The sequence below is a fragment of the Acetobacterium bakii genome (assembly GCF_001263355.1).
Classification (GTDB): Bacteria; Bacillota; Clostridia; order Eubacteriales; family Eubacteriaceae; genus Acetobacterium; species Acetobacterium bakii.
In genome coordinates this window covers 53,491-66,135 of record NZ_LGYO01000022.1, presented here as the reverse complement: position 1 = coordinate 66,135, position 12,645 = coordinate 53,491, and the positions used below count along the sequence as shown (strand labels likewise).

Below are 12,645 nucleotides of genomic sequence, written 5' to 3'. Positions count from 1 at the left end.
TTTATTACTTTAATCATTTATTCGTTATCCCCTAATTAAGAAATACCCAAGTATAATGACGCCTAACACAATTCGGTACCAGCCAAATATTTTAAAGTCATGTTTTTTAATATAGGTCATTAAGAATTTAATGGCCAATACGGAGGTAATAAAGGCAGAAACCATTCCGACCAATAGAATAAGTGCTTCCCAGGGGGTAAAAGCAAAGCCGAATTTAATCATTTTTAACAAGCTGATCCCAAACATTACCGGAACGGCCATAAAAAAGGTAAATTCGGCGGCAACCGTTCGGGATGTTCCCAAAATCATCCCGCCTAGGATTGTCACCCCGGAACGGGATGTCCCCGGTACAATGGATAATGCCTGAAATGCGCCGATCTGCAGAGCTTTCTTATAGGTTAGCTGTGATAATTTTACGATTTCCGGTTTTCGCTTTTTATTGTAATTCTCTATGATGATAAAAAGAATCCCATACAGAATCAGCATGGCTGAAACAGTGATTGAATTCATAAAATATGTATCGAACAAACTATCCAGCAGGATATAGGCCACAATACCCGGAATACAGGCTACCACAATTTTTGACCAAAGAATGACGGTATTTTTTCTGATCATTATTTTTCCATTTGTAAACGAAAACGGCACCAGTTTATGCCAATAGATATAAACAACCGCTAAAATTGCGCCTAATTGGATAACATACAAAAACATTTCGATGAATGGATCCGACATATTCAGTTTAATAAAATCATCCACCAAAATCATGTGTCCGGTGCTGCTAATGGGCAACCACTCGGTGACTCCCTCAACAACGCCAAGGATGATAGCTTTCAATACTTCAATAAATCCCATATTTTCCTCCTACTTTTGTCTACCCAGATGTCAACACCCAGAATTTACCATTATAATTGAGAATTCTTATATCTCACTGTATTTTTTCTTGCTTTTTCATGAAACTGATTTCAACTTATTTGGTTTTTACTTATTAAATAGCGCAAATCAAAACCAAGGGTCCCGAATTCGCCAATTCGGGACCGTCTTTTCTCTGGAAATCGAATGATTTGCTGGGATGCCGGGCCTTTTATTTGCTGGGGTCTGCGACAGAACCCATGAAAAGAATGGCACCGGTGTCGCTGTCCTGGATGGCATAGAAAAACGGGCGGTTGAATTCCAGGGTGAAATCGTACTCAGGCACGCTGGTGACGCCCATTTCCACCGAGGTGGCTCCCGCCGCTTCAGTGCCCAGCTCATCGACCTGAATAAAGGTTTTGTGTTTAACTTCACTGATATGAAGACCCTCATTGGATCCTTCCGCGATCATGCCCGTGAAATCAGCCGTGTCAGCTTCAAAGGCAATGCCCATGCCCATGTTTTTAAGGACCTGGTTTAGACTCGTTTCATATGCCATGGTGAATTTGGGAAGCAACAGGCTTCCTTGCTTTTTCTCAAAGAGTGAAAGCCAGTTCGCCCAATTTTCCTGACTAAGATTTGCCTGAAACTGTTCCAGGCTTGAATTTTCATCCGGCAGAAAAAGATACATGGCCAGTCGCTGTTCCTCGCCATAGGGTAGACGCAGGGCCTGAAAACCCTGACCACGGAGATAGTCAAAGGATCCACTCTGATACATCATCGGTACTGTCACCGACTGGTTACCCTCGGTCATAAATATTTGATCCGAGGTCAGGTCCTTTTTAAACGGGTGGGTCCATTCGCCTTTAAAGTAAACCGCATTAATAAGGAACATTTTCGCATAAGGATCAATGGGCGGGGCGACGATTTCTGCGATCAACCCCTGGGTGTTTTTCTTTACCCAGGCATTGATTACAGCGGCTGCTTTGGCATCGCCAAAATCAAGTTCCCGGGCTGTGGCATTATAAAATTCTTTAACCTTGGTGACAAACTCCGGATCGAGCGCAACATCCTGGCCGATCCAAAGCGAATTGGCAATGCTCAGTGTCGTTTTGGGATCCGCGGTGCTTAATAAATAAAGCAGCGCCAGATTATTCCTGTTAAGGGTTTCGATGTCAACCCCCTGAATTTTCAGGGTCTCGGCCATTGCCGTGCCGGTCTCTCCCCGGGCGCCATTATACGTCATGGCTAAAGCCATGGCAATGCTAACCGGCGAAACCATACTATTTTCATCAAAGCTATTGAGTTCTTTATAAAGCTGAAAGCCAAAGTCGTTGTTTCGAGCCGCCAGCGGTGCGGAAAATGAGTTCAGAATGCCGTCTTCCGGTTTTGGTACAGTTGCTGTGTTCTGGCTAAAGTTTTCACAGCCGCTTAACAGCAGGCATGCCGTCAGCAGCCCACCGATTAAGGATTTTTTTAGTTTCATATCATCCCCTCTATTCCTAATTTATTTTTCACTTCCGATTCGTTTAAAATGCGCGCATAAACAGTAAATATATAATGAATTGTACCATTTTAATGGCCAGCTTACCATATTTTAATCAATCTTTTGCAAATACTGAGTCCGTGTTTCAGCCAGGACAAGACATAAAAATACACCCCAACGATTTATTTAGCATCTAATCGTTGGGGTGTCCCTCATGAATTTATGTCACGCCTTTTTAAACATAATTATATTTTAGGATGGTAGTACCCCAATCCATTGCCAATAGGGCACAAACACCAGAATGGCCAGTAATACGCTGCCGAAGAAGACAATCCCAGCCTTTTGCATATGGTTGACGTTCCAGCCGGCATCTTTGGTAACCGACTCTGTCAAGGCAATCCACGGCTGTTGGTAACTGAGGAAAAAAATACCGGCGCCAGCGGCAAAAACAAAAAGTAAAATAATCGGATGAATGCCGTAAACCGAATATAGCATCGGAGTGGTGGTAGACAGCAGCGCCGCTGTAGTCCAGCCCCAGGTGATGTCTAAAAACCGCAGGACGGTAAACAGCAGCATTAAACCCATCACAAAGATCAGCGGACTGGTGGCCAGAAGGGTGGTCAGAGGGGCAATGCCCGCGCTGATCCAATCAACGATGCCAGCTTCGGCAAAAATTTCCGAAAGTCCCATAATGGTGCCGATAAAAATTATGATATCCCAGCTGATGCCATTGCCGATGTCCGGAACGGTGATAATTTTAAACAGCATCAGACAAAATAATCCGACCAGCATAATAGCAAAGGATGGCAAGCCATGCATCTTCTGGAAACCCAGTCCTAAAAATACACCGACTAAAATAACCAGGGTGGCAATTTCTTCTGGGGTTATTTTTCCCAGGTCGCTATAGAACCGTTTCATGTCAGCCCTTGTAACCGGTAACTTTTCCTTGGGCCGCAGCACAAAGAACAAACCGATTAAAAAGACAATGGTAATAAAAATCCAGGGCAGACACATGGTTTTCAGCCAAATATCCGGATTAATGAGCGCCTGCATCTCGGCGGGCAAAAACCCGGTTAAAACAGGTCCGTTTAACGAGCCGGTAAACCAGCCAATTCCGATGAAAATGGCAGTAAACCACGCCGAAATTACAATCAGCGACCGTCCCCGAGTGCCCTTTGCCAGTTGGCAGGCATCCGCAACACTGACGGCAACGGCACATAGAATCAGCATCCTCACGGTACTTGAGGGGGTTAAAAAGGAAAATAGTAGGCCGATGACAAACCAGCCCATTAAAATCATCGGATAAGACGGCTTAATCTTTTCCAACACAAAAAATGCGATGCGATTCCCAAGACCGGTTTTTCGCAGGGCAAAGCCAAAGAACATGGCTGGAATTAAAAGCCACATGGAAGCACTTGAAAAACCTGACGTCACGGTTTTAATGGAAATGCCGGCAGCCACACAGCCAACAATAATGATGATGGCTCCGGCAAAATAGGGAATATTTCCGGGTTTGAAAATCCAGAGTCCCAAAGCGCCCAAAAGCGAACCAAAAACAATATGCCCTGTGGGGCTTAACCCCGTAAAGGGGGTGACGACAGATATAAAAAGTCCTACCAAAGCAAAAACAAGAAACCCTAAATACGGTCTTGTTTTGGGGTCGGCAATATTCAATATTTTTTTTTCAGACAAAAATCTACCTCTTTCAATAATAAGATTGTGTATTAATCAAAACCTTTAAGCCATCATCATGGCTTAACCATCAAAACAGCATTTTTTTCTATTATTTTTTGACTAATCCATGTCTCCTATCGCCAAACAAAGGGAAATTTTTCTCTGTCTGGAATGGTTTTTACTAAAACCAAATGAAAAAAGCATTCCTCGAATATCATCACTCTTTAATCAATAAGATATTTCAATGTGTTCACTTCCAATAAAGACAATTTCTATTCCTTATTACTCGATCTATCTTATTTTCCTGATGATACTCAATTGTTTTTACTCTAACATAATGATATCCTTTGAACAAGAGGAAATAATGCACTTATTTCGGAGGATGATATTTTACACGTCCCCAGACAATAAAAAAGAAACAGGACCCGAAAATTTCCGGGTCCTGTTTCTTGCTGCTTCTTATTATCGTATTATTTCGTCAAACTCGGTCCAAGGCTTTCAATATCCCGTACAATATCGCCTGGGGTCTTGGCGGACAACCTGGGATGTACACATCTACCGGAACAATTCTGTCTATCCCGTTACTGGTGGCATATGTATCCTTAAATATGCCACCGCTGCACGCACAGGCACCCACGGCAACAACCAGCTTAGGATCGGGAGTTGCGTTATATGTCTTGGCCAGGGCCAGCTGCATATTTCTTGTCGCCGCACCGGTTACCAGAAGCATATCAGCATGCCTTGGTGATGCCACAAAATTAATTCCCAATCTTTCGGAATCGTTAAAAGGATTGCTTAATCCATTTATTTCACTATCACAGCCGTTGCACGATCCCGCATCCACTGCTCTGATATGAAGACTTCTGCCAAAAGTCTTATGGATATTCGCCTTAAGTTCACTGCACACTATTTCATATGATTTATCCAAGTAAGTTCGCTCCCCAATAATGAGGGTATTCTTTCTGAGTTTATTGCGGTCTTTCTCGGCAAGTTCAAACTTACTTGTCATTACCGCTGCCCCCACTGGGCAAATGTCTTCACACAGGCCACAGAATACACACTCATCATAATTTATGCCGATATCACTTGCTTTTTTATCCAATACGATGGCATGGGAGGGACACCGTTTCATGCATTCACCGCATCGTGTACATTTTTCCAGATCGATTTCCGGTTTGCCGATAAATGGAATTGAATGATCCGTATATTTGGGATAATTTTGCGTAACTCTTGGGTACTTGATTATTTTTTTGATTATTTTAAACATTTTTATCCTCCTATAAATCATTTCCAGCATATGACAAATTGAAGCTTTTGTTTATGAGTGGAAAATCCGGCACAATATTACCCTTTACCGCATGGCACAAAGCCGGCCAGTTGCAAAAGGAAGGGGTTCTTATTTTGTAACGAAATATCGTGTTATTTTCGCCGGTCATGACCCAGTGGATATTTTCACCTCTTGGGGACTCCGTGATGCCAAAGGCAAATTGATAAGGTGCTACCGCATCAATCTGCTCCAGCACCTTGCCCCGGGGCATTATTTCCAGTGCTTTTAATATTATCTCAATAGCTTCGTAGCACTCTTCTATTTTTACATTGATCCGACAATTAACATCGCCATTATGATGCTCGGGAATCTTGAATTCAAGCTGCCGATATGCTTCATTTGGGAACGCTTTCCGGACATCATAAAGAATTCCAGAGCCCCGTCCTGCTGGCCCGACGGCATTTAAATCGGTGGCAATTTTTTTGCTCAATATTCCGGTATGTTCAACCCGGTCAATGAAAAGACCGTTTGATTTTATAATTTCATTCGTATCCATAAGCTCTTTTTTTATTTTTTCTAATGCTTTGATAATTATTAATTCCTTACCCGCAATAAAATCTTTTCTGACCCCGCCAAGCTTGTTGACCCCTCGTAAAAATCGCATGCCGCACAGCTCATCGGCAATCGCATAAGCCCAGCCCTTCATCATTCTAAACTGATATGCGGCAAAACCATAGGCCACATCCGTACATAGGCCACCCAGGTCGCCCAGGTGATTTGTCAGTCTTTCCAGCTCCGCGAAAACAACCCGGGTAAATCCAGCTCTTGCCGGAATTTTTATTTTGGCAATTTTTTCAATGGCCTGACAATAAGCATAAGAGTTTGTAAAGCTTTCATCGCCGGAGATCCGTTCGGACACATACAGGCACTTTTCAATGCTCTCGCCTTCACACATTTTTTCGATGCCCTTGTGAACAAAATACAATTGGGCTTCTAAATTAATAATCGGTTCCCCGGCAACACTGAATCTGAAATGACCGGGTTCGATAATTCCTGCATGAACCGGGCCGACGGGAATCTCATAAACACCGGCGCTGATGACCTTGCCGAAGTTTATTGATTTTTTTGCAAAATCAGGCTTATGGTGCAAATCAAAGGATTTGCGTAAGGGAAATGCTTCATCCGGCCAGTTCCCGTGAAAGACCAATCTCTTGGGATTGGGATGTCCGATCGGATTCAGACCAAATAAATCTTTGATTTCCCGTTCATATCGCGCCGCTGCATGGACCTTTCCGGTGATGGATTTAAACGCCATCTTAAGGGGATCAATCAGTGTTTTAATGATTAAAAACTGTCCCTTTTCGCGGTCTGCAAAAACATAATAAATCGCATAATTTTCACATAAGCTTATTTCATCATTGGCAAACATCGAGACCAGAGGGTAACCCATTTCGCTGTTGATGTATTTACAGATCGATAATATTTTAGCAGGCTCAACCGTTAAATAAAGTTCATTTGAGTTGCAATTCAACCGATCAAGAATATCATCAGCAAAGATTTCCGTTAGCTTTTTATTTGTTTCAGTATCGATCAATAGTCTATCCTCCAATAATTATTTTTACTGCATTTTCAATCAAGCCTTTTAGTTCACCGGGTATATAAAGACCCATCGCGGTGATGATCACTAAAAGTCCCACAATCGTCACTACTCCCGGAATATTCCCTTCGCCTGGGCTCGTTTCCCTGGGAATTTCATTTCCATAAAACATTTTAAACATTGTTACTACAATCCCGGTAAAAATAATGGCAATGAGCAGAATCAACAAGCCCCCAACCAGAAAATTATTTTCCTGGAAAATTGATGAGATCACTAACAGTTCGCTGGTAAAAACACTGAAGGGCGGTGCTCCGCCGATGGCAAATAAACCAAGCAGAAAAACGGTTGCTGTTACCGGCAGCAATTTAAACATGCCTCTGATTTTAGAAATTTCTTTGGTATTGTATTTTTGCAGGATATTCCCGGTTGATAAAAACAACATTGATTTTGTGAAGGAGTGATTGATCATATGGAGCAATCCGCCGAAAATGGATAATGGGGTAAAAAATCCGATGGCAATGGCAATAATACCCATATGTTCGATACTTGAATAAGCCAACATCCGTTTGTAGTCCTTTTGGGTAAAAACAAATACCGCAGCGGTTGCCACTGACAACACTCCAACGGTGACCATAATCCGGCCAACAAAGATACTGTTTCCAAAGCTATGGTTGATGATGGCCACAATTCGAATAATCCCATACATTGCGCCGTTTAATAAAACCCCCGACATCAATGTACTGATTGGCGAAGGGGCCTGACTATGGGCATCCGGAAGCCATGTATGCATTGGCGCAAGCCCAACCTTGGTGCCAAAGCCAACTAAAATAAAGATAAACGATAAGCGCAGGGTCGGACCTTTTAAGTCCGCTGCATTGTTAAACAACGCTGTCCAGTCCAAAAACTGCGAACTTTCCACAACGCCAATGGATGAAAATTGTAAAAATATGATTCCCAATAATGCGATACCAATTCCCACCGAACAGATAATAATATACTTCCAGGCGGCGTCAATGGCATCCTTCCCATTATAGAAACCCACCAGAAATGCGGAAGACAATGTGGTTGCTTCAATGGCGACCCACATGATGCCAATGTTTTTAACGGTTAATGCCAGCAACATGGTAAAGATAAAGGCATACATTAAAATATAATAAATTCGCAGCCTGCCCTGATCGAGCTTCCCCTCCCTTAATTCTTCTTCCAAATAGCCAATGGAGTAAACACTTGTCAAAAAACCAATAATCACGACAATATCCAGTACAATAATGCTTAACGCGTCAATATAAAAAATCCCGCCTAAGGCAGTATATTCCACCGTACCGTAAAGCATCACCTCGCGGGTTAAAAAAGCCCCAAGGATCACTAAAATAATTGAAGCTGTTACACTTACTGCATGTTGATATTGCATTTTTTTCAAAAGAAAAAACAGCACAACCGCAATGACCGGCACTGCCAGTAAAACAAATCCCATTATTTTATCCTCTCAAATCTTTAATTTTATTGCCATCCGTCGACACGAACTTTTCATCGATTCGAAACGCCATCATTCCCATGATGATCACGGCAACTAATATATCCATTAATATTCCCATATCCACAATAAAGGGCATGCCCTGGGTGGCAAACAAGGCCGTGACAAAGATCCCATTTTCAATCACCAGAAATCCGATGATTAAGCCAATCGCCTTTTTTCTGCTGATCATAAAAAACAACCCGATTAAAATCAGGGAAACCGAGTTAATGACTTGCATATTAATGTTCCCGGAGTTTATCCCAGTGGTTGTTGAAAGTGAAAAATAGGTAAATACCACAATAAAGCAACACCCTAGAATAAGGATGGGGATATTGAAATAAAAATCTTTTTCGACCCTGTAGGCCACATTTTTACACGTCTTATTTAAAAGGTAGGGAATATATATAACCTTAATCCCTATTACAACGGCACAAACCACCAGCATATCAACATGGCCGTCTTTCAAAAGACTGTTTATGCCCATAACTCCGGTTAGAATTGCAATCAGTATTGATTGCATTTTAAAGCTTTTTATATAGGCATTTGTTCGTTTATTTCCCATCAGAACAAACGCGGATATTAATAATAAAACCGATAATGCATCAAGATAATTCGACATTTTTATCCTCCAAAAACGAAATATTGTAAAAATCCTATAAAGGATAGGATAAATGACAGCGCGGCGAGATTCGGTATGCTGAAGAGTCTGAGTTTGACTGTGCTTACCTCGGCAATGGCAATAACTATCGATACCACAACAATCTTCAATAAATAAACCAACAGTGATATTCCAATCCCGGCAAAACCGGTAATGTTAATCAACTGATCATGAGGGATGAAAATATTGACCAGCAAAGTAATAAACACCAGCTGTTTAATGGCCGCACCAAGCTCCATCAGGGCCAGATTTCTGCCCGAATACTCCAGCACCATGGCCTCATGGACCATCGTCAGCTCAAGATGCGTACCGGGATCATCCACCGGGATTCTTGAGGTTTCGGCAATAATAATAATAACCAGAGCACAAAAAGACATGATATAAACGGGATGAATTAAGGGATTATGGATTTCCTGCATAAAATTCATTATCTCAAAAACAGAGGTTGATTTTGCAATAAGCCCTACTGTAATCAACGATACAATGATGGACGGCTCGATGAGCGAGGAAATCATTGCTTCGCGGCTGGCCCCCATGCCGCCAAAGGTGCTTCCGGCATCCAATGCCGCAAGCATCATAAAAAATCTGCCCAGGGCAAATATCGAAACCAACATAATAAGATCTCCCGGAAACCACCGGGGTTTAATCAGGGTGGTCACCGGCACAATCAGTGCGGCGGCAACTGCTGTGGAAAATACGATAAAAGGCGTAACCTTGAATATCCACGACGACACATCTGACACAACGGCGGTTTTTTTTAACATTTTAAACAAATCATAATACATTTGCAAAAGAGGTCCGCCGGTTCGCTTTTGGGTTAATGCCTTTATTTTTTTTATAATTCCGTTGACCAACGGCGCAATCAAAATAATTACGCTTATTTGAACAATTAAATATACTGCCTCTACCATTACTGAATCTCCTTCTATGCGAGCCTGTTATAAAGCATTAATGTTAAAACGGCAATGAAAATGTATATCAGGTACGCGTGAATACTTCCCGTCTGTACCGTGTTTATTATTTTCAGTGAAATTTTGCTGACCATATTGAGTACCGGATTATAAAAATACTTCTCAAAAATCGGTTCTGTCCAGACCTTATATTTAATGGAGGTTGGAAAGTAAGAAGAAATACCTTCTTCTATTTCAACTTTTCTTCCCGGCCGATATAAAATACTAAAAACAATCCTTAAAGGCTTTGAAAATCCTGTGGCGGTGTACTGCATTCTTGAATTGAGTGCTTCAAAACCGCAATCCCAGGTTCCGTATTTCCGTTCGATATATTTTCCACCGATTAATCGGATGATCAGAAGCGCGCCGGCAATTAAAGCCAGTATCACAATCAGTATTTCCAATGGCGCAATACTATTTCCGGAAACAACCAGTGGCGCCGTAGCGTTTAAAAACCCGCCCTGCAAATTAGCGGTGATTGATAAACCGGTGAGACTGCGAACAACTTTATCCGCAATATCGATGAAAAAGCCTGGAAAAAGACCACTTGCCAGACAGAGCCCGGCTAGCATGCCCATTCCTATATTCATTGTCGCCGGAACCTCTTTTGCCTTTTGGGCATTGTCGCTTCTCGGCAGTCCCAAAAAAGAAATCCCAAACAGCTTAACAAAACAGGCTGCGGCCAGGGCTCCGGCCAATCCCAGCGCGGCAATTGATAAAATGGATAAAATATTCAGGCCACCGCCGCCATAACCGATATTCAAGAACAAGGATTGGTAAACCAGCCACTCACTGACAAATCCATTAAAAGGAACGACTGCTGAAATGGCCAGCGAAAAGCACAATACCATCAGCGCCGTGATCGGCATTTTTTTAATCAACCCGCCGAGTTTGTCAAGCTCCTTTGTATGGGTGGCATATTGAATGGATCCTGCGCTAAGAAACAACCCACCTTTAAACAGGGTATGGTTAAAGGTATGCAGCAGCGCTGCAACAAGCGCCAGGCCGCCTAAAAATTCATTGTTTTGAGCAAATGCAATAAAGGATACGCCCAAGCCAATCAGAATTATCCCAATATTTTCAACGCTGGAAAATGCCAGTATTTTTTTTATATTGTGCTCCATCAAAGCATAGGCAACCCCCAGCACAGTGGATACAATCCCAACGCATAGGATGACTACGCCCCACCAGACATCCTGGATCTGTAAATAACAAAACATAAACCGGATCATTCCATAGATCGCTGTTTTAATCATGATCCCGGACATCAAGGCAGACACATTGCTGGGTGCTGCCGGATGTGCCTGAGGCAACCAGATATGAAGCGGCATGACCCCGGCTTTGGTTCCAAATCCAATCAGAAAAAATACAAACATCAGGTTTTTTGCCGCCGCTGGTATGGCTGCCGAACTTCCGAAAATATCAAAAGATTGGGTGTAGCTATACATCATCATAAACCCGATTAATAAAAATGCGGTTCCTAAATGAGTCATAATGATATACAATTTACCAGCCCGCAAATTTTCTTCTCGTTCCGACTCGAAAATTACCAGAAAATATGAAATGATCGACATGGCTTCCCATGCAATATAGAAAAATACACTATTTCCCGCTATCATCAATAGGAACATTGATAAAATGAAGCTTACATATAAGAAATTAAATAATCCCACATTTCTTTTCCCATAGTAGTGCGAAATATAACCAATCGAGTATATCGAAACCGAAAAAACAAGGACCGACAAGCAAAGCACAAAGAATGCCGATAAAGTATCGATTCTTATATTCATGGATAGCTGCGGAATAGTAGACTGAAGAATAAAACTATTTGTTTGGGTGGTCCCTGTGAAAATTTTTATTAATGAAGCGGCTGCGCCAACTAACGCTGCAGCCATGCAGATAATGTTTGATGCAATGTTACACAGTTTATGATGTTTTATTAAAATAAGCGCTGTAACTGCTGCGATCAGATATAATAAAATAGCAATCAGAAATAAACTATTGTGTTCGCCAATGTTGTGAATTATAAGTAACATTTTGGGGTCTCCTTATTTAATACCATTCCAGAAATTTTGCCATATATCATCGTGATTTATTTTCAAATTCTCTGATTCGTAAATAATAGAGATTGAGACTAACCCATGAATCATTGCAAGAAATGAATATAACACTGTTTCTGGATCTTGAGGTCTGATGATCCCTTTTTCCATATTTAATTTTATTAAATCTTTTATAATTGCATAACGCTGTTCCGTCAGCTTGTTGATTTTCGAAATGAGGGTGGTTTCAAACACTGCGGGTGGAAATAATAACAGCCGTTTCCAAAAGTATCGTTTGGCCTTCGATTTGCTATAATAATTTAATATCATATCGAAGGTACTTTTTAAATCCCGACTTTGTTCATCGATCTCAAAAAAGTACTCGTAAATTTCCTGATCAATCACTTCATAAAGTAAAACTTCTTTGCTTATAAAATGAGCATAAATAGAAGCTTTTTTAATCCCAACTTCATTCGCTACTTCAGTCAGTGAAAATTCATTGCCCTTTTCGGAAAACAATCTAAATGCCGAATTCATAATCTTTTTCTTTGTTTCCAATTCCAAAACCTCTCTTTCGTTTACCTACCTACCGTAAGGTAGCCGATGTTT

General features: G+C 41.6%; 10 protein-coding genes. All 10 read right to left on the bottom strand.

The window, feature by feature from the left end; translation table 11 throughout:
- Positions 1-24: 24 nt before the first annotated feature.
- The 10 genes from AKG39_RS09205 to AKG39_RS09160 all read right to left on the bottom strand — a co-directional run bounded on the left by AKG39_RS09205 (position 25) and on the right by AKG39_RS09160 (position 12,594).
- Positions 25-852, bottom strand: a complete 828-nt coding sequence (locus AKG39_RS09205) for an undecaprenyl-diphosphate phosphatase (RefSeq protein WP_050740098.1) — start codon at positions 850-852, stop codon at positions 25-27.
- A 229-nt stretch (positions 853-1,081) separates the two neighbouring features.
- Positions 1,082-2,335, bottom strand: a complete 1,254-nt coding sequence (locus tag AKG39_RS09200; protein ID WP_050740097.1) for a serpin family protein — start codon at positions 2,333-2,335, stop codon at positions 1,082-1,084.
- 252 nt (positions 2,336-2,587) lie between these two features.
- Entirely contained in the window at positions 2,588-4,027 is a 1,440-nt protein-coding gene (locus tag AKG39_RS09195; protein ID WP_050740096.1) for an SLC13 family permease, read from the bottom strand.
- Positions 4,028-4,487: 460 nt separating this feature from the next.
- Positions 4,488-5,276 (bottom strand): NADH-quinone oxidoreductase subunit NuoB, encoded by a 789-nt coding sequence (gene nuoB, locus AKG39_RS09190; protein ID WP_050740095.1) that lies wholly within the window; start codon positions 5,274-5,276, stop codon positions 4,488-4,490.
- Positions 5,277-5,286: 10 nt separating this feature from the next.
- Positions 5,287-6,870 carry a hydrogenase large subunit gene (locus AKG39_RS09185; protein WP_050740094.1) on the bottom strand — a complete coding sequence of 528 codons (1,584 nt, stop codon included), beginning with the start codon at positions 6,868-6,870 and terminating at the stop codon, positions 5,287-5,289.
- Between the two features lie 4 nt (positions 6,871-6,874).
- The gene (locus AKG39_RS09180) at positions 6,875-8,347 is read right to left on the bottom strand and encodes a hydrogenase 4 subunit F (RefSeq protein WP_050740093.1); all 1,473 of its coding nucleotides are present in this window, start codon (positions 8,345-8,347) and stop codon (positions 6,875-6,877) included.
- Between the two features lie 4 nt (positions 8,348-8,351).
- A complete protein-coding gene (locus AKG39_RS09175; protein WP_050740092.1) occupies positions 8,352-9,008 on the bottom strand; it encodes a hydrogenase in 657 nt (218 codons plus the stop codon).
- A 2-nt stretch (positions 9,009-9,010) separates the two neighbouring features.
- Positions 9,011-9,958, bottom strand: coding sequence for a respiratory chain complex I subunit 1 family protein (locus AKG39_RS09170; RefSeq protein ID WP_050740091.1), 948 nt, complete (start codon positions 9,956-9,958; stop codon positions 9,011-9,013).
- A 14-nt stretch (positions 9,959-9,972) separates the two neighbouring features.
- On the bottom strand, positions 9,973-12,033 hold the full coding sequence (locus AKG39_RS09165) for a proton-conducting transporter transmembrane domain-containing protein (protein ID WP_050740090.1): 2,061 nt from the start codon (positions 12,031-12,033) through the stop codon (positions 9,973-9,975).
- Positions 12,034-12,045: 12 nt separating this feature from the next.
- Positions 12,046-12,594 (bottom strand): TetR/AcrR family transcriptional regulator, encoded by a 549-nt coding sequence (locus AKG39_RS09160; RefSeq protein ID WP_050740301.1) that lies wholly within the window; start codon positions 12,592-12,594, stop codon positions 12,046-12,048.
- Between the last annotated feature and the right edge of the window lie 51 nt (positions 12,595-12,645).